The organism is Pseudomonas sp. NFPP28 (genome assembly GCF_900115535.1).
Classification (GTDB): domain Bacteria; phylum Pseudomonadota; class Gammaproteobacteria; order Pseudomonadales; family Pseudomonadaceae; genus Aquipseudomonas; species Aquipseudomonas extremorientalis.
On record NZ_FOWT01000005.1, the window covers coordinates 77,833 to 95,717 of the forward strand.

The following is a 17,885-nucleotide window of genomic DNA, read 5'->3' on the forward strand; positions in this document are numbered from 1 at the left end:
CGGCTCAGGGCAACTTCAGCGCGCGAGTCACCTCGACCCAGGGCACCAACTTGAAGTTCTGGGTCTGCTCGGGCATGCGCTTGCGCCCGTCCTGCACCACCAGCATGCCTTGGCTCCACGGCCCGCCGAGGTTGAGGGCGGTGACTTCCAGGCCATCGGTTTCCGAGGCTCCATCGATCCCGGCCGGCGCATTCAGGCCGACGCGGAAGGCACCGTGGGTCGCGAACGGCGGCTCGGCATCCAGCACCAGGTAGCTGTCATTGCCCTGGCTGGAGATCACCAGGTAGTCGCGCTTGTCGCTCTGGTACAACGCCAGGCCCTCGACATCGGCGTGCAGCTGCGGGCCAACCTTGATCACGCTGGTGAGGGTGGCCGGCTGGTCGGCACGCGCATCCACCGCCCAGACACCGACGTCTTCTTCCCCGATAAACAGACGCTGGCGCTGGTCATCGGCCACGCAACCCTCGGGCTGGCTGTCGACCTTGAACTGGCGCACCAACTCGCCCTGCACACGACCATCCGGTGCGCTGAGGCGGTATTGCAGGAAGGTGCCGTCCTTGCCGTTGGCGATCGCGTAGATCTCGCCACTGGCGGGCTGGTACAGGCAGATACCGTAGATCTCCTTGAGCGGTGTCGGCACTTCACCGGCTTCGCGCAGTTCGCCGCTCTGGCGGTCAATGCTGAACAGGCTCAGGCTGTTGTGATCGCGATTGCTCGCCACGGCCAGGTCGACAGTCTGCGCGCCGAGCTTGAAGTCGGGGCGTACGTCGACATTGTTGAGACGGCCCACCGCCAGCTCCTGCAACAGCTTGCCGTCAAGGTCGTAGGCCAGCAGGCCCTGCTTCTTGTTGGTGCCGAGTACGCGGCTTTTTTCCGGTTGCGCGGGGTGAACCCAGATCGCCGGGTCATCCGCCGCGTCGCCCTGGCGACCGACCGGGTCGGTCTGGCGTACAGCGGCGACTTCCGGCAGTACCGGTCCAGCCGTCACGGGTTTGGCTTTCCAGTCGAGCCTGCCCTGGTAAAGCTTGCCATTGTCGTCATCGCGCACCAGCAGTTGCTGACCGTTGACGCTGAGTTGTTCCGGCTCCTTGAGACCTGGCAGCGTCAGGCTCGATTGTTCGACCCAGCGCTTGCCGGTGTGCTGGAACAGGTGCAACTGGGCCGTCTTCGGATCGAGGGCGACCATCCCGCCCGGCACCAGCGCCATGGCGCCCGCTTCACGCCTGGGGTTGTCGAACAGCGCTACCGGCGTGCGCTTGACCTCGGCTTCCGGGTGCGCCGGGTAGGCCCACCAGCCGACGTTTTGTTCATTCACCACCAACTGATGGGTTGTGTCATCCACCTGGCAGAACTGCGCCGACGGCGGCAACGGCAGACCGCGTACGCGCTGGGGTTCGCTGAGCAGTGTGGCGCCATTGCCCACCAGCCATTGCTCGCCCTTGCCCTCTTCACCCACCAGGAACACAAACAGGTGGGCGGCGCCGTCACGATAAAGGCACAGGCCGTTTACCGGGTAGTCGCGAGCGGGCAGGTACAGCGGTGTGCCAAAGGTTTTGGCGGACGCGTCAAGGTTGATCAGCACGGCTTGCTGGCGGTCGTTGTCGAGGCTGGCGACCAGTACCTGGGTGCCTGCAGCGCGGGTGTCGAGGCTGCTGAAGTTGCCGTTGAAACGGGCGAGTTCGGTGCCTTTGGCGTCGAGCAGTTGCAGGCCGTTGCGGGTGCTGGCGGTGAGGCGCTCGGTGCTGCTCAGCACGGCCATGGCCTCGGCATTGAGGCTGGGTGCCCAAGGGGTCAGGGCCAGGTCCGTGGCCATTGCCGGCGCACAGAGGGTCAAGGCTATTAGTAGGTACAGCTTGGAAATCTTCATGTACGGCTCAATCCGTCAAAAACAATGGAGATCCAATGTGGGAGGGGGCTTGCCCCCCGATAGCAGTGTGTCAGTCAACACAGATGCCAGCTGGGCCACAGCCATCGGGGGCAAGCCCCCTCCCACATTGGAATGGAGGTGTGGGTTAGAAGTGGGTGAAGGTCAGGCCCAGCTTGTAGGTCGGGCCGTACTCTTCGTATTGGCCGTTGTAGCTGCGGTGGCCGGTGTAGACGAAGTACGACTCATCGGTGAGGTTCTGCGCTTCGAAGCTGACTTGCAGGTTCTTGGTCAGCGAGTAGCGCGCGCTGAAGTCGACAAAGGTCTGCGCGTCCACATGCAGGTCGTGGGCCTTGTCGTTGATCGACGCCAGCTCAAAGAGGTAGGCCGATTTGTAGTTGGCCGACAGGCGCAGACTGAGCGTGTCGTCTTCCCAACCGAGCATCAGGTTGCCGACGGTGTCGGACTGGTTGGGCAGGCTGATGTGGCGCTTGCGGTTCGTACCACTGGCACTGTCGAAACCTTCGATGTCGGCGCTGGAGCGGCTGAACGTAGTGTTGGCGCCGATCAGCAGGCCGTTCCACGGCGCGGGCAGCCAGTCGAATTTCTGTGAGTAGGCCAACTCCAGGCCGTAGAGCCTGGCGCTGTCGCCGTTGGCGTAGGTGTGGGCCTCGGCGAAGTTGGTCCAGGCGCCGGTGCCGGCCAGGTCGGTGTTGTAGACGAAGTTCTTGATGTCCTTGTAGAACACGAACGCCGAGACGGTGCCGGCGCGGCCCATGAAGTGCTCGATGCCCAGGTCCAGGTTGCTCGATTCCAGGGGCTTGAGGTCCGGGTTGCCGAAGGTGGCTTCGTCATCATCGATCACAAAACCCGGCGCCAACTGGCCAAAGGTCGGGCGGACCACGGACTTGGTCCAGGCCGCGCGCACCTGGGTGTTCTTGTCGATCTGGTAGCGCGCATGCAGGCCCGGCAGCCAATGGTGATAGCGACGCTGGGTGTCGGTCGGGGTGAACACGCCATCGGTGGCGCCGGTGCCCTTGGCTTCGAACTCGGTGCCTTCGTAGCGCAGGCCAGCGATGAAGCGCCAGTCGTCGATGTCGACGGTGTTCATCAGGTAGCCGGCGTTGATGTCTTCGCGAATGGTGAAGTCGTTGACCCGGGATTCGGTCTCGTCGTAGAAGTCCGCCGGGTTGAGGCCGCCTATCAGCTGCTTGATCGCGCTGGGGCTGATGCCGGGGCCGTAGCTGCCCAGGCGGTAGTCGACAGTGCCCTTCTGGAACTGGCTGAGATTGAGCTGGTCGGCAGTGAAGCCGAGGGTGTCGAAGTCTTTGTAGACCCAGGCCTCCAGGTCGTTGTCCTTGTTACGGCGGCTGACCTTGCCGCCAAATTTGACCTGGGACGCATAGCCGTTCAGGTCGTAGTCGCGGGCCAGGTCCAGACGCAGGTTTTTCTCGGTGTCCTGGGTGTTCTGTTTTTCCCAGTCGACTTTGTCGAGGCTGAAGTTGCGCGCGTCGTAGAAGGCGCTGCCGATGATCGGGCGTGGCTTGTCCTTGTCATGGAAACCACTGTTGGCAAAGTCGCCGCCGTCAAAGGTGGCACCGGCGATGTGCGCCGGGCTGTCTTCGCTGGATTGGCTGAAGCCGGCCTGGCCGCTCAGGGTCCACAGGCCGAGCATGCGTTCGCCGCCGAATACGTAGGACTGGATTTCCTGGGTCTCTTCGCGGTTCTTCAGCTTGCGCTTGCCCTCGGCATCGCCCAGTTGGCCGGGGGCCTGCGGGTCGGCGAATTCGAGGCTGGTGGAGTTGCGGGTTTCGGTGTCTTTGTAGCGGCTGTAGAGAGTGCGCAGGTAGTAGCTGCTGAAGTCGTCGGGCTTGTAATCGAAGTTCAGGCCGCCACCGGCCCGTTCGCGGCTGATGTCGTAGTCACGCTGTTCGAACTCGTTGAGCCGGGCGCCGTCGGTGAAGTCCCAGGCGCCGCCGGTCTCGACGTTGTCCGAGCCGAAGTCGCGCTTCTGCCAGCTCAGCGCGGCGGCGACGCCGAAGTTGTCGATGCCGTCGCCGAGGCTGAAACGGTTGCTGGCCGCGCCGGAGAATTTGGGGCTGGTCTGGCTCGTGTTCTTGTCGTAGCTGGCCTCGGTGCTGCCGGTGTAGAACAGGCCCTTGTGGTCGAAGGCCGACAGGCTTTGCACATCGACGGTGCCGCCAAGGGAGTTGGCGTCCATGTCCGGGGTGAGGGTCTTGATCACCGACAGCGACTGCACCAATTCCGCGGGCAGCACGTCGAGGGCCACGGCGCGGCGGGCGCTCTCCGGGGCAGGCACCAGGGTGCCGTTGATGGTCACGCTGTTGAGGTCCGGGCCCAGGCCACGCACGCTGACGAAGCGCCCTTCGCCCTGGTCGCGCTCCACGCTGATACCCGGCAAGCGCTGCGCCGCTTCGGCGACGTTTTCATCCGGTAGCTGGGCCACGCCGTCGGCATGCACCACGCTCTTGATGCTGTCGGAATTGCGTTGCTCCTTGAGCGCCTGGTCGATGGCCGCTGCCTGGCCGACCACTTCGACGTGCTCAGTGTTGGCCGCCTCGGCCGCGTTGAGCCGCTCACTGGCAATCGCCAGGGCCAAGGCAGTTAGCGTAAAGCTGACGAGCCCGGTGCGCTTGTACATGCAATCCTCCCCAAGAGTCCGTTGGCGCCAGGCAAGAGGCCCGGCAACTGGGAGGGCACGCTAGGGGTGGGGGATGACGGTTCTGTGACAGGGTGTGGTAGGAAGGCCCGTAAACCGGGGGTTTGAGCAGGATCCTGAGTTGGAATGAGCTGAAATGACCTGTGAAGATCAACTGTGGGAGGGGGCTTGCCCCCGATAGCGGTGGGTCAGCCCCTGGTTTCTCACTGACGCACCGCTATCGGGGGCAAGCCCCCTCCCACATTTTCTGCTTTTCATTGTCGGCGGGATGAGCTGATTCGACCCTCCCCTACCGTCATGCAACCGTCACATCCATCTGCTGTGCTGGCGCCCACGACTGAACCTTGCAAGGACTCGCGGCCATGTTTTCCGTGCTCAAACCCCACCGCTGGAAACTCTCCCTGCTGCTGATCGCGGCCAACCTGGGGCTGATCCTGCACCTGGCCTGCGGCGAGTTGAAAAGCGTCAGCGAGTGGGCATGGCTGGATATCTTCGGCGAAGGCGGTTCCGCCCTGCTCGCCCTGGTCTGGCTGGGGCTGGTGCTGAAAAGCCGACCGGCCGGGCGCGTGACCAACTACCTGGCGCTGGGCCTGTCATGCATCTTCTTCTCCTGGTGGATCGACAGCCTCGACGAATTCATCCGCCTGCCCGACAGCATCACCTGGGACCACTGGCTGGAGTCCGGGCCGATGCCGGTGGGCATGATTCTGCTGACCATTGGCATCTACCACTGGCACCGCGAACAACTGGCGATCAGCGCACAGATGGAGAAACGCGAACGGTTGTTCCGCGAGCATCGGCTGTTCGACAAACTCACGCCCCTGGCCGGCGCCGACTACCTCAAGCGCCAGTTGGCCGACAGCCTGCAAGACAGCCAGACCCAGCAGCAACCACTGTCCCTGCTGGCCCTGGACCTGGATCACTTCGCCGCCATCAACCAGGCCTACGGGCATGCCGAAGGCGATGCGGTGTTGCAGGCCCTCAGCCATTTGCTGTTGCTCAACCTGCGTCGCCAGGACCTGCTGTGCCGCCTGGCCGGCGACCGTTTTGTGGTGCTGCTGCCCAACACCGGTGAGCGCCAGGCCAAGGAGCTGGCGCTGGAGTTGCAGCAGGCGGTGCGCGGCCTCGCACACAAGACCCGGCTGCACGGGGAACGCCTGCAACTGGTAGCGACCACCGCCGTGGTCATGGCCCTGGACGAGCCGCCCCAGGACTTGCTCAAACGCCTCAACCTGGCGCTGGCCAGGGCCAAGCAACCCCTGGCGAAAAGCGCCTGAGATGGCCGTGAAAACCAGCTGGTATGAAGCCGACAGCCGCTTCATACCAGGGCACTGCCAACCCGCCACGCTGATCGACCTGGCCTTGTCCCGGGACATCGACAGCCATCGCCTGCTGCGCGGCACGGGACTGTTTCACGAGGACATCCTGGCCGGTACGGCGCGGTTGAGCCCGCAGCAGTTTTTCGGGTTGATCGGCAACAGTCGCAAATTGCTCGACGCCGACGACAGCAGCTTTCTGTTCGGCCAGCGACTCCTGCCCGGTTATTACGGCGCGGCCAGCCATGCCCTGGGCCATGCACAGAACCTGCACCAGGCCCTGGAGATCCTGATCCAGCAACAGGTGCTGCTCAGCCCGCTGGTCACCTTGCACCTGGAACTGGATGCGCACCATGCCTACCTGTACTGGCGGGACAGTTGCGGCGCCGGCGAGCATTGGCGGTTTTTACTGGAAGCCAGCATGACCTCGCTGGTTGCCATGAGCCAGTGGCTCAGTGGCGAGCGCTTGCCGTGGGTGTGCTGTTTCAGTCATGCCGAACCGCGCTACATCGAGCAGTATTGGGTGCACCTGGGCGAAGAGACGCGCTTCGAACGGCCGCTGGATATGCTGAGCATCCCCCGCGAGTACCTCACCCGCGCGTGGCCGGGCGCCTCGGCCACCGCCGGCCAGGTCGCACGCCAGCAGGCCCGCGAACAGATCGAACAGCTGGGCTTTGCCAGCAGCTTTCTCGACTGCCTCTACGACTACCTGCGCGAACAGGTACGCCAACCGCCCAGCCTGGAACAGGCCGCGCAGGCCTTCGCCATGAGCCCGGCGACCCTCAAGCGCAAGTTGCACAAGCATGACACCGGCTTTCAGCAGCAGGTGGACCGCGTGCGCAAGCAGGTGGCGCTGCACCTGTACCAGGTCAAGGGCTACAGCAATGATGAAGTGGCGGCGTACCTGAACTTCAACGATGCGGCGAACTTTCGCCGTTCGTTCAAGCGCTGGACCGGCAGTACGCCCAACCTGATCCGCCAGCTGTTCAACAGCCGCTAGCCAGGCGTTCGCGCAGGAACTCCACCAGCGCCTGCACCGGCCGCGAGCTTTGCCGGTGCTGGGGGTACACCGCCGACAGTGTCAGGTCTTCGGGGGCGAACTCATCCAGCACCGTGACCAGGCGGCCATCCTTCAACGCCTCGCCGACGATAAAGGTCGGCAGGTAGGTCACGCCCAGGCCGGCGATGGCGGTATCGCGCAGCAGGTCGCCATTGTTCACGCGCATGCGCCCACTCACGCTCAGCGCCTGCAACTTGCCCTTGAAGCGCCACTGCACCTGGCGGCCATGGCCGTAGGGCAGGCAATCGTGGTCGGCGAGGTCATCGGGTTTCTGCGGGGTGCCGCGCAAGGCCAGGTAGTCGGGGCTGGCGCAATACACCCGGGGGATGCTGGCGATACGCCGAGCGATCAGGGTGGAATCTTCCAGGGTGCCGATGCGCAAGACCAGGTCGTAGCCTTCGCCGATCAGGTCCACGGGGCGGTCGCTCAAGTCGACCTCCACCGCCACCTGGGGATGGCGCTGCAGGAACAACGGCAACAGACAACCCAGATGGGCCATGGCAAACGACAACGGCGCGCTGAGGCGAATGGTGCCGCGCGGTTCGCTGTTCTGGCCGGCAATGCCCTGCTCCACTTGCTCGACTTCACTGAGCAGGCGCAAGGCGGATTCGTAGTAACTCTGGCCGAGTGGCGTGACATCCAGGCGGCGGGTGGAGCGATTGAGCAGGCGTACGCCAAGGCGATCTTCCAGCTGGATCAGGCGGCGGCTGACGAATTGCTTGGACAGGCCCAACTGTTCGGCGGCGGCGGTGAAGCTGCCGGATTCCATGACTTGGCAGAACAGGCGCATGTCTTCGAAGGGGTTCATTGTCGCTTCTCGGTGGACATTTGGTGTTTTTTATAACGGGTATGTCGCCACACCACAAATCAAATGTGGGAGGGGCGGTGCGACGATTCGACTTGCCCCCGATGGCAGTGTGACTGACACACCGCTATCGGGGGCAAGTCGAATCGTCGCACCGCCCCTCCCACAGGGATCACCTACAGACTTGAGAGCCAGTTACTTGGTAAACGCCGAGTAGCTGTTCATCAGGTTGCGGTAGTTGGGGATGCGTGGCGACAGCAGGTTGGCCAGGCCTTCCATGTCGTTGCGCCAGTCGCGCTGCAGTTCGCAAGCCACGGCGAACCAGTTCACCAGTTGGGCACCGGCGGCGGTCATGCGCGCCCAGGCGGCTTGTTGTACGGTTTCGTTGAAGGTGCCGGAGGCGTCGGTGACCACGAACACCTCAAAGCCTTCCTCCAGGGCGCACAAGGTCGGGAATGCGACGCACACGTCCGTCACCACGCCGGCAATGATGATCTGCTTGCGGCCGGTGGCCTTGACGGCCTTCACGAAGTCTTCGTTGTCCCAGGCATTGATCTGGCCAGGGCGGGCGATGTACGGCGCGTCCGGGAAGAGTGCCTTGAGTTCGGGCACCAGTGGGCCGTTGGGACCGCTTTCGAAGCTGGTGGTGAGGATGGTCGGCAGGTTGAAGAACTTCGCCACATCGGCCAAGGCCAGGACGTTGTTCTTGAATTCGTTGGGGGAGAAATCCTGCACCAGGGAAATCAGGCCAGTCTGGTGGTCGACCAACAGTACAACGGCGTCATCTTTGTTCAAACGAGGGCTAGCCATGGTTCAACTCCTACGGGGGGATGGGTAATCAAAACGCAAAACACGAGCAGCCGAACGCACCCCAGAAACCCTGGAAGTCGCTGACCGGCACGCTGGAATGGCGGGCTTTTTCGTGGCTGTGGGCATGCACGCCGCACGGGCCGCTGCACTGGTGCACCTGCGCCTGCAACGGCGAGCCTGGACGCCAGTGCCCTGGCACCTTGACCACCGGCGACCAATCCGGCAGTACCGGCACGCGCGGGGGTGCGAAGTCTTCGAAGTCACCGGCACCGTAGACCACCTTGCCGCCGACCACGGTGAGGACCGACTCGATCCACTTGATGGCTTCCTCATCGACACTGAAGAAGTCCGCCGACAGCGCCGCCACGTCCGCCAACTGCCCGACCTTGATCTGGCCCTTCTTGCCCTGCTCGGACGAGAACCAGGCGCTGCCGTGGGTGAACAGTTCCAGCGCGGTCAGGCGCGGCAGGCCTTCGGCATGCAGTTCCAGGCCACCGACGGTGCGGCCGCTGACCATCCAGTACAGCGAGGTCCACGGGTTGTAGCTCGATACCCGCGTCGCATCGGTGCCCGCGCCCACCGGCACGCCTTCGGCCAGCATGCGTTTGATCGGTGGCGTGGCTTCGGCGGCCTTGGCGCCGTAGCGCTCGACAAAATATTCGCCCTGGAACGCCATGCGGTCCTGGATCGCAATACCGCCACCCAGGGCACGTACACGCTCGATATTTCTCGGGGTAATGGTTTCGGCGTGGTCAAAAAACCACGGCAGGCCATTGAACGGAATGTCGCGGTTGACCTTCTCGAACACGTCGAGCATGCGCGAGATGGACTCGTCATAGGTGGCGTGCAAACGGAACGGCCAGCGCTGTTCAACCAGGTGGCGCACCACCGGCTCCAGTTCCTGCTCCATGGTCAGCGGCAGGTCGGGACGCGGTTCCAGGAAATCTTCGAAGTCGGCGGCCGAGAACACCAGCATTTCGCCAGCGCCGTTGTGGCGCAGGTAATCGTCGCCCTGGTGCAGGGTGACGCTGCCGGTCCAGTTCTTGAAGTCGCTGAGTTCTTCCTTGGGCTTCTGGGTGAACAGGTTGTAGGCGATACGCACCGTCAGCTGTTGGTCCTTGGCCAGTTGCTCGATCACTGCGTAGTCATCGGGGTAGTTCTGGAAGCCGCCGCCGGCGTCGATGGCACTGGTGAGGCCCAGGCGATTGAGTTCACGCATGAACTGGCGGGTGGAGTTGACCTGGTATTCCAACGGCAGTTTCGGGCCCTTGGCCAGGGTCGAGTACAGAATCATCGCGTTCGGCCGCGCCACCAGCATGCCGGTGGGGTTGCCGTTGCTGTCACGCACGATCTCGCCACCCGGCGGGTTCGGCGTGTCCTTGGTATAGCCGGCCACACGCAGCGCTGCGCGGTTGAGCAAGGCGCGGTCGTACAGGTGCAGCACGAACACCGGCGTATCGGGCGCGGCCTGGTTCAACTCTTCCAGGGTCGGCATGCGTTTTTCGGCGAACTGGAATTCGTTCCAGCCCCCCACCACGCGCACCCATTGCGGGGTCGGCGTGCGGTCGGCCTGGTCCTTGAGCATGCGCAGGGCATCGGCCAGGGACGGCACGCCTTCCCAGCGCAGCTCGAGGTTGTAGTTCAAGCCGCCACGGATCAGGTGCAGGTGCGAGTCATTGAGGCCGGGGATGACGGTGCGGCCCTTGAGGTCGATGACCTGGGTACCACTGCCGCGCAGGGCCATGGCTTCACCGTCGGTGCCCACGGCTACAAACCGCCCCTCACGGATGGCGACGGCCGTGGCGCGCGGGTTTTCACGGTCCACGGTGTGGAACTGGCCATTGAACAGAATCAGGTCGGCGTTCATAGGGTTTCCTTTACAGAGGCTTCGAGCCAGGGAGCGAACAGGCGGGTGGCCGCCGGCATCAGCAGGTAGACCACCAGCACGACGATGGTCACGGTTACCAGAAACGTGGCGACCACGTAGTTGGAGAGAAACGGGTGCAGGCGCAGCACCGGGCCCCATACGATCGGCACCAGCAGGGTCAGCGGCAGGATCACGCACAGGGTGACCACCGCCTGCTTCCAGCGCGGCGGCTTGGCGGCGTTTGGGGTTTCGGGGTTGAACCAGAATTCGTTGACCCCATTGATTTCGGTGTTGTCGCCGTCGGCGAGCATGGGCGCGGCTTCGGCGATCAGGGTTTTGCGCTCGGGGGAGTCGAGCCAGGTTTGCAGGTCATCGGTGGAACGGTAGCGCAACACACAGGTGAACAGCGCCAGGTTGCCCTGTTTGCCGCGTACCACGTCGACACCGAGGTGGCCGGCACGGGCGCCGGCGATACGCACGATGCGGCGCAGCCAGGCTTCGTAGTCAGCCTCCAGGCCGGGTTTGATGAGGTGCTTGACCACCAGGGTGACGACTTCGTCGGGGCCTGGTTTTGTGGTTGGGTCCATGGGGTATCCCTCTGCCGTGAAGATTCAGCGATGAGGGAGTTTGAGGGGGGATGGGGTGGGGAAAATTGGATGTACGTGCTGTTTGGGGGGGGGGTGTGCTGAGTACATATCCGTTATTTGGGTGATGGCGGATATTGGTTCCGCCCTTACGGCGGGTCACTTTTGAAAAGAGCCCAAAAGTAACCAAAAGGCTCTTGCCCCAACACTCGGCACCTCGCCTAGGCTCGGTGTGCCCGTAATCCGACAGGGATTTGGGGGGGGGGCGCCTAACATCAAAATCAAAAGCAGATCAAAAGCCAGAGCCAGAGCAAACCACCCTTCAACTGATACATGAAGATCAAACTGTGGGAGGGGGCTTGCCCCCGATGGCGGTGTGTCAGCCAACTCATCAGCGACTGACCCACTGCCATCGGGGGCAAGCCCCCTCCCACACTTTGACCGAGTACCGGCCATACAATCCGGTCGGCTCTAAGGTCGCCGCGCTCTTGCTTTTGATCTTGGGCGCCCCGTCAAACACGCTGGCCGGAGTGAGGGCATGCCGAGCCTAAACGAGGCACCGAGTGTTGGGGCGAAGGCCTTTTGCTTACTTTTGGCTGGGCCGGCTTCCGGCCTTTCCAAAAGTGAGCCGCTGTAAGAGCGGAACCATAGGTGGCCGTTACCGAAGCAACGGATATGTACACAACACGACACCACCCCGCCATCACCCCGGCACCGGAATCACCCGCAACCCCCTCACCGACTTATAGGAAAAACTTGAATAAATCTCCTTGACGCAAGGCAACGTCTGCAACACCTCCCGCGCAAACTCCCCAAACGACTCCAGATCCCTCGCCACCACTTCCAACAAAAAATCATACCGCCCCGACACGTTATGGCACGCCACGATCTCGGGAATCGCCAACAACCGCTGCTCGAATGCCCGGGCAATTTCCTGGGTATGACTCTCCATCATGATGCTGACAAACGCCGTCACCCCATACCCCAGCGCCTTGGGCGAGAGAATCGCCTGGTACCCGCTGATCACCCCGCTCTCCTCCAGGTTGCGCACCCGGCGCCAACAGGGCGAGGTGGTCAGGGAGACGCGGTCGGCCAATTCAGCCACCGTGAGGCGGGCATTGCCTTGCAGCGCGTTTAAAAGCGCTTTATCGGTGCGATCCAGACGGATGGGCATAACGTGCCTCTATTCGTTATTTTTATGAGGTTTTTATCCCGGGACGCGGGAATTACCGGCAAATATTGCAAAGTTCATCTCTGGTTATGAGCATAGCATTGTAGGAAATAAGGAGCGTCCGACATGAACAATAAACACAATGCATTCGGCTTTTCCACCCGCGCCATCCACCACGGCTACGACCCCAAAGACCACCACGGCGCGCTCGTCCCGCCGATTTATCTGTCGGCCACCTTTGCCTTCCCCACCGCCGAATACGGCGCCGCCTGTTTTGCCGGCGAAGCCAGCGGCCACTTCTATACGCGCATTTCCAACCCGACCCTGGCGCTGCTGGAGTCACGCATGGCGACCCTGGAAAACGGCGAGGCGGCGGTGGCCTTCAGTTCCGGGATGGGGGCGATTGCCGCGACGTTCTGGACCCTGCTACGCCCCGGCGACGAGGTGATCGTCAGCCAGACGCTGTACGGTTGTACCTTCGCCCTGCTGCACCACGGCATCGGCGAGTTCGGCATCAAGGTGCGGCATGTCGACCTCACGGACCTGGCGGCCCTGCAAGCCGCGCTCAGCCCCGCAACGCGCATGATCTACTGCGAAACCCCGGCCAACCCCAACCTGCAACTGGTAGATATCGCCGCCGTCGCCACCCTCGCCCACCACCAGCCCAATGTCACCGTAGTGGTCGACAACACCTACTGCACGCCCTACCTGCAACGCCCCCTGGAACTGGGCGCCGATGTGGTGGTGCATTCGGCCACCAAATACCTCAGCGGCCACGGCGATATCACCGCGGGCATTGCCGTGAGCAGCCAGGCGCTGGCCCAGCGTATTCGCCTGCAAGGCCTCAAGGACCTGACCGGCGCCGTCATGTCGCCCCAGGATGCCTCGCTGTTGATGCGCGGCCTCAAGACCCTGGCCCTGCGCATGGACCGCCACTGCAGCAACGCCCAGGCCGTGGCCGAAGCCTTGCAGGCGCACCCGGCCGTGGAGCGCGTGACTTACCCGGGCCTGCGTTCTTTCCCTCAATACGAACTGGCGACACGCCAGATGAAAATGCCCGGTGGCATGATCGCCTTCGAACTCAAGGGCGGGATCGAAACCGGCCGGCGCTTCATGAATGCACTCAAGCTGTTTACCCGCGCGGTCAGCCTGGGCGACGCCGAATCACTGGCCCAGCACCCGGCGAGCATGACCCACTCCACCTACACCCCGGAAGAGCGGGCCGCACACGGCATCAGCGAGGGGTTGGTGCGCTTGTCGGTGGGGCTTGAAGACATCGCCGACCTGCTGGCGGATGTACAGCAGGCACTGGCCAAATGCACGCGCACGCTGCAACGTCCTTCCAGGCTCGTGAGTCTTTAAATCCGATTTTTTAAGATTGGATCCCCTTCCCGCCGCCAGGCTGTACTAGCATAGGTTCCGGCGGGAAGGACTATCACGGTAGGTTATTCGCATTGGCTTGCATCTTAATCCCCGCTGCTATAAGGCCGAATACCTGCACGCCTCATGGATGAATTGATGAACTCACAGTTGTTTCCGCATATTGGCAAGGTCATCGCCAGCACCGGCAGCCGCCATTTTCCGCGCATGCTGCATGACCTGATCCTCACCCAACTGGCCGTGGACGCCACCCATATCACGCAACTGCAGGTGAGTGCCGAAGGGCAGGTCCGGCGCAAGATCAGCCCGGTCTACACCGACTCGGTAGAAGCCTTGGGCGAAGAGCAACCTGCCGCACAATTGCACCTCACCCGCCGCCGCGACGACGTGCGCTATGTGTTGTCGGTGTATCGCTCACACCAGTCCGAAAATTTCTCGCCGCAGGAGCGCAGCATGCTGCAGGACTTCTCCACCCTGCTGCTGCCCATGGTCGAAAAACACATCGCCGCGATCCAGCCTTGCCGCCAGGACAGCGAGCCGGTGACCGCGGAAAACCAGGGCCTCGAAACCCTGCGCCGGCGCATCGAGGAACGCCTGGTGCAATCGGGGCTGACCCTCTCCAACCGTGAACTCGAAGTGTGCGTCGGCCTGCTGGCCGGGCGCACGGCGCCGGAGCTGGCGGAGCAATTGGCATTGAAGGTCAACACCATCGAGAGTTACCTCAAACGTGCGGCGATCAAGCTGGGGATCAGCGGGCGGCATTCGTTGTTGCGGTGGATGTATGCCACCGAGGAAAGTACGGGGCTTTAAGCTCACACCGATCAAAATGTGGGAGGGGGCTTGCCCCCGATGGCGGTGGGTCAGCAACCGAAATTGTGGCTGATACACAGCAATCGGGGGCAAGCCCCCTCCCACATTGGGTTCTCATTGACAAGCAGGACTCAATCCCTTGCCAAGGCCTCGATCGGATCGAGCCGCGCCGCATTCCGCGCCGGCACAAAGCCAAACACGATGCCGATCAATGTCGAACAGGCAAACGCGGTCAGAATCGAGCCCAGGGAAAACACCATCTCCCATTCCTTCACGAACACTGAAAACAAAAAGCCCAGGGCATAGGACAGCGAGATTCCGATCAGCCCACCGATCAAACACACCATCACCGCCTCCACCAGGAACTGCTGGCGAATGTCCGATTGCCGGGCGCCTACCGCCATGCGAATACCGATCTCGCGGGTACGCTCGGTCACCGACACCAGCATGATGTTCATCACCCCGATACCGCCCACCAGCAGCGAAATCACCGCGATCAACGACAGCAACAGCGCCAGGGAGCGACTGGTTTTCTGCACCGTCTGCATGATGCTGTCGAGGTTGTTGGTGAAGAAATCCTTGGTGCCGTGACGTTGCAGCATCAGCTTGTTGACGTTGTCTTCCACCACCTTGCTTGGCTGACCGTCCTTGATGCGCACGGTGATACTGTCCAGATGGCGCTGCCCCAACAGGCGCCCCGCCGCCGTTTCATAGGGCACCCACACATTCAATGCCTTGCTGGCGGCGAACATGTTTTTATTGTCGGCCGTCACGCCGATCACCGTGCACGGCAGGTTACCCACCAGGATCACTTGGCCCAGCGGGTCGACGTTCGGCCCGAACAGGCGATGGCGGGTGTTGTGGTCGATCACCACCACTTGGGCCTGGCGCCGTGCGTCGCTTTCGCTGAAGGCGATGCCGGCTTCAAGCTTCAGGCCCTTGACCTTGAAATAGCGGTCACTCACACCGTTGACCTGCGCATCCAGGTCGATATTGCCAAAGCGCAGCAACAGGTTGCGGCCCACCACCGGCGTGGCGCTGTCGACGTAATACAGCTGGTTCAACGCGTCGACATCCGAGGGCATCAACGTCTCGATGGCCGAGGCGCGGCTGTCACCGAAACTGGTGCCGGAAAAGATATCGATGGTGTTGCTGCCGATCGCCTGAATGTCCTTGAGCACATAACGCTTGGCGCCTTCGCCGATGGCCGAGATCGACACCACCGAGGTAATACCGATGACGATACCGAGCATGGTCAGCAAGGTGCGCATGCGATGGGACACCAGCGCGACCCAGGCCATGTTGAACGCTTCCTTGAACAACCCCAGGCTCGCCACCAGACGCCTGGCGCCACTGCGCCTGGGTTCGATGGGCGTTTCGCCGGGCAGCGCCAGGCCGACACTGTCGTTGGCCTTGTCGCTGACAATCTCGCCATCGCACACCTCGACGATGCGCTGGGCGTTCGCCGCGACCTTGGGGTCGTGCGTCACGATAATCACCGTGTGCCCCGCAGCGTGCAGCTCGGCGAGGATACGCATGACCTCCTTGCCGCTGTGGGTGTCGAGGGCGCCGGTGGGTTCGTCGGCCAGGATCACTTCACCGCCGTTCATCAACGCACGGGCAATACTCACCCGCTGCTGCTGCCCGCCCGACAGCTGGCTGGGACGATGGGTGGTGTGGCTGGCCAAGCCCAGGCGGGCCAGCAACTCCCGCGCACGGCTATGGCGCGCGGTCTCCGGCGTACCGGCATAGATCGCCGGCATCTCCACGTTGTGCAACGCGCTCAAGTGCGCCAGCAAGTGGTAGCGCTGGAAGATAAAACCGAAGTAGTCGCGGCGCAGTTCGGCCAATTGCTCGTCGCCCAATGAGCGGGTTTCGATGCCATTGATCTTGTAGCTGCCGGCCGTGGCGTAATCCAGGCCGCCGAGGATGTTCATCAGGGTGGACTTACCCGAGCCCGAGGCGCCGATGATCGCGACCATTTCCCCGGCGTGAATCGTCAGGTCGATGCCCTTGAGCGCAATGAACTCACGCTCGCCGGCCATGAAACTGCGGGTGATGCCCTTGAGTTCCAACAGTGGCTGGGTCATCCGTCAGTTCCCCGCCACAGCCGGCGTGGCTTCGCCGATCACCACTTTGTCACCTTCGGCCAGGCCTTCGAGGATCTGCACCTTGACGTTGTTGTTGATCCCGGTCTTCACATCCCGCGACACCGCCTTGCCCTTGGCATCCAGCACCCGCAGCGGGTAGCTGCCATCGTTGTTGCGCACACCGAGCGCCGCCACCGGCACCATCAACGCGGCCTGGGCGGTGTCGAGCACGATACGCACCTGGGCGGTCATGGCGATACGCAGGCGGTGATCGGGGTTGGGCACGTCGAACAGCGCGTTATAGAACACCGCGGTGTTCTGCTTTGGCGTACCGGCGGTCTGGGTTTCCAGGAAATTCTGCGGCGCCGGCTCGGTGCCGCGCAGCTTGGCGTAGTAGCGCTTGTCGGCCTCGCCGAGGATGGTGAAGTACACCTGCTGGCCGGGGCTGATGTGGATCACATCCGCCTCGGAGACCTGGGCCTTGACGGTCATGGTGTCCAGGTCCGCCAATTTGAGCAGTACCGGCGCCAGTTGGCTGGCGATCACGGTCTGGCCTTCCTGGGTGACAATGCCCACCACATCGCCGTCGATGGGCGCGACGATGCGAGTGTAGGCCAGGTTGACCTTGGCGGTGTCGATCTGGATGTGCGCGCTTTTGATCTGCGCATCCAGGGACAGCAGGTTGGCCTGTTGCACCTGGAAGTTGGACTCGGCGTCTTCGAAGTCCTGACGGGATACCGACTCGTCGATCTGCAGGCCTTTATAGCGCTCGTACACGGACTTGGCCTGCTTGAGCTGGGCCGCCGTGGCGCGGCGTTGGGCCTGAAGGTTTTCTTCGTCGACCTGGGCCTTGCGCAGGGTGTTTTGCAGGACCAGTGGGTCGATTTCGGCGAGCCATTGACCCTTTTTCACTTTATCGCCGACCTTTACTTTCAGGGACTTCAATTGGCCGGAGACTTGGGCGCCCACGTCGACCTGTTTGATGCCTTCGAGCAGGCCGGTGGCCAGCACGGCGTTTTCGATGTCACCGCGTTGAGCGGTGGCTGTGAGGTATTGGGGGGCGTCGGCGGGGGCCTGGACCGTGTAGATGATCAGGCCGATGGCGACTGTGATTACTGTGAGCATTCCTAGTTTGCGTAACTTTGACTTTTCCATGGGTGGCCTTTGATCGAGTACATATCCGTTACTTGGGTAACGGCTGATAGGGGTTCCGCCCTTACGGCGGGTCACTTTTGAAAAGAGCCCAAAAGTGACCAAAAGGCTCTTGCCCCAACACTCGGCACCTCGCTTAGGCGCGGTGTGCCCGAACGCATGCCAGCGTGTTTGACGGGGCGTCTGAGAGCAAAAGCCAGATCACCAGCAGATCAAAAGCAGGCTGATATCTACCTGATGTATGGAGATCAAACTGTGGGAGGGGGCTTGCCCCCGATTGCAGTGGGACAGCCACA

Annotated in this window: 13 protein-coding genes; 4 read left to right on the top strand and 9 right to left on the bottom strand. The window is 62.6% G+C overall.

What is annotated here, in order from left to right:
• Nucleotides 1–4 precede the first annotated feature (4 nt).
• Together BM110_RS14385 and BM110_RS14390 are read right to left on the bottom strand one after the other, a co-directional pair.
• Nucleotides 5–1,867: a phytase gene (locus tag BM110_RS14385; protein ID WP_093513656.1), complete on the bottom strand. Its 1,863-nt coding sequence runs from the start codon at nt 1,865–1,867 to the stop codon at nt 5–7.
• Nucleotides 1,868–2,012: 145 nt separating this feature from the next.
• Nucleotides 2,013–4,526: a TonB-dependent receptor gene (locus tag BM110_RS14390; RefSeq protein ID WP_092245685.1), complete on the bottom strand. Its 2,514-nt coding sequence runs from the start codon at nt 4,524–4,526 to the stop codon at nt 2,013–2,015.
• A gap of 380 nt (nt 4,527–4,906) precedes the next feature.
• On the opposite strand from BM110_RS14390, the gene BM110_RS14395 reads away from it, so the two are divergent.
• A complete protein-coding gene (locus tag BM110_RS14395; protein ID WP_093126833.1) occupies nt 4,907–5,821 on the top strand; it encodes a GGDEF domain-containing protein in 915 nt (304 codons plus the stop codon).
• 1 nt (nt 5,822) lies between these two features.
• The gene (locus BM110_RS14400; RefSeq protein ID WP_092245691.1) at nt 5,823–6,860 is read left to right on the top strand and encodes an AraC family transcriptional regulator; all 1,038 of its coding nucleotides are present in this window, start codon (nt 5,823–5,825) and stop codon (nt 6,858–6,860) included.
• Here the strand turns inward: BM110_RS14400 and BM110_RS14405 are convergent.
• The 5 genes from BM110_RS14405 to BM110_RS14425 form a co-directional block, all read right to left on the bottom strand.
• Nucleotides 6,847–7,728, bottom strand: coding sequence for a LysR family transcriptional regulator (locus BM110_RS14405; RefSeq protein WP_058425557.1), 882 nt, complete (start codon nt 7,726–7,728; stop codon nt 6,847–6,849). The two genes, BM110_RS14400 and BM110_RS14405, sit on opposite strands and share 14 nt — an antisense overlap.
• 192 nt (nt 7,729–7,920) lie before the next feature.
• Nucleotides 7,921–8,535: an isochorismate family cysteine hydrolase YcaC gene (ycaC, locus tag BM110_RS14410; protein ID WP_071490108.1), complete on the bottom strand. Its 615-nt coding sequence runs from the start codon at nt 8,533–8,535 to the stop codon at nt 7,921–7,923.
• 28 nt (nt 8,536–8,563) lie between these two features.
• A complete protein-coding gene (locus tag BM110_RS14415) occupies nt 8,564–10,402 on the bottom strand; it encodes an amidohydrolase (RefSeq protein WP_092245694.1) in 1,839 nt (612 codons plus the stop codon).
• Nucleotides 10,399–10,989 carry an antibiotic biosynthesis monooxygenase gene (locus tag BM110_RS14420; protein ID WP_092245696.1) on the bottom strand — a complete coding sequence of 197 codons (591 nt, stop codon included), beginning with the start codon at nt 10,987–10,989 and terminating at the stop codon, nt 10,399–10,401. The genes BM110_RS14415 and BM110_RS14420 overlap by 4 nt, the downstream gene beginning before the upstream one ends.
• Nucleotides 10,990–11,689: 700 nt before the next feature.
• Complete coding sequence (locus BM110_RS14425) at nt 11,690–12,160, bottom strand: Lrp/AsnC family transcriptional regulator (RefSeq protein ID WP_092245699.1); 471 nt, start codon at nt 12,158–12,160, stop codon at nt 11,690–11,692.
• Between the two features lie 123 nt (nt 12,161–12,283).
• Here BM110_RS14425 and BM110_RS14430 point away from each other — a divergent pair, with 123 nt between their 5' ends.
• Nucleotides 12,284–13,519, top strand: coding sequence for a methionine gamma-lyase (locus BM110_RS14430; RefSeq protein WP_092245702.1), 1,236 nt, complete (start codon nt 12,284–12,286; stop codon nt 13,517–13,519).
• 156 nt (nt 13,520–13,675) lie between these two features.
• Complete coding sequence (locus tag BM110_RS14435; protein WP_170856082.1) at nt 13,676–14,347, top strand: helix-turn-helix transcriptional regulator; 672 nt, start codon at nt 13,676–13,678, stop codon at nt 14,345–14,347.
• Between the two features lie 131 nt (nt 14,348–14,478).
• On the opposite strand, the gene BM110_RS14440 is transcribed toward BM110_RS14435, so the two are convergent.
• Together BM110_RS14440 and macA are read right to left on the bottom strand one after the other, a co-directional pair.
• Entirely contained in the window at nt 14,479–16,437 is a 1,959-nt protein-coding gene (locus BM110_RS14440; RefSeq protein ID WP_093513657.1) for a MacB family efflux pump subunit, read from the bottom strand.
• A gap of 3 nt (nt 16,438–16,440) precedes the next feature.
• On the bottom strand, nt 16,441–17,592 hold the full coding sequence (gene macA / locus BM110_RS14445; protein WP_093513659.1) for a macrolide transporter subunit MacA: 1,152 nt from the start codon (nt 17,590–17,592) through the stop codon (nt 16,441–16,443).
• Between the last annotated feature and the right edge of the window lie 293 nt (nt 17,593–17,885).

Excerpts from the sequence above, each read along its gene's own strand:
- BM110_RS14425 (WP_092245699.1), bottom strand. The coding sequence starts at position 12,160 with ATGCCCATCCGTCTGGATCGCACCGATAAAGCGCTTTTAAACGCGCTG.
- BM110_RS14415 (WP_092245694.1), bottom strand. The coding sequence starts at position 10,402 with ATGAACGCCGACCTGATTCTGTTCAATGGCCAGTTCCACACCGTGGAC.
- BM110_RS14440 (WP_093513657.1), bottom strand. The coding sequence starts at position 16,437 with ATGACCCAGCCACTGTTGGAACTCAAGGGCATCACCCGCAGTTTCATG.
- BM110_RS14435 (WP_170856082.1), top strand. The coding sequence starts at position 13,676 with ATGAACTCACAGTTGTTTCCGCATATTGGCAAGGTCATCGCCAGCACC.
- BM110_RS14390 (WP_092245685.1), bottom strand. The coding sequence starts at position 4,526 with ATGTACAAGCGCACCGGGCTCGTCAGCTTTACGCTAACTGCCTTGGCC.
- BM110_RS14430 (WP_092245702.1), top strand. The coding sequence starts at position 12,284 with ATGAACAATAAACACAATGCATTCGGCTTTTCCACCCGCGCCATCCAC.
- BM110_RS14420 (WP_092245696.1), bottom strand. The coding sequence starts at position 10,989 with ATGGACCCAACCACAAAACCAGGCCCCGACGAAGTCGTCACCCTGGTG.
- BM110_RS14405 (WP_058425557.1), bottom strand. The coding sequence starts at position 7,728 with ATGAACCCCTTCGAAGACATGCGCCTGTTCTGCCAAGTCATGGAATCC.
- BM110_RS14385 (WP_093513656.1), bottom strand. The coding sequence starts at position 1,867 with ATGAAGATTTCCAAGCTGTACCTACTAATAGCCTTGACCCTCTGTGCG.
- BM110_RS14400 (WP_092245691.1), top strand. The coding sequence starts at position 5,823 with ATGGCCGTGAAAACCAGCTGGTATGAAGCCGACAGCCGCTTCATACCA.
- BM110_RS14395 (WP_093126833.1), top strand. The coding sequence starts at position 4,907 with ATGTTTTCCGTGCTCAAACCCCACCGCTGGAAACTCTCCCTGCTGCTG.
- ycaC (WP_071490108.1), bottom strand. The coding sequence starts at position 8,535 with ATGGCTAGCCCTCGTTTGAACAAAGATGACGCCGTTGTACTGTTGGTC.
- macA (WP_093513659.1), bottom strand. The coding sequence starts at position 17,592 with ATGGAAAAGTCAAAGTTACGCAAACTAGGAATGCTCACAGTAATCACA.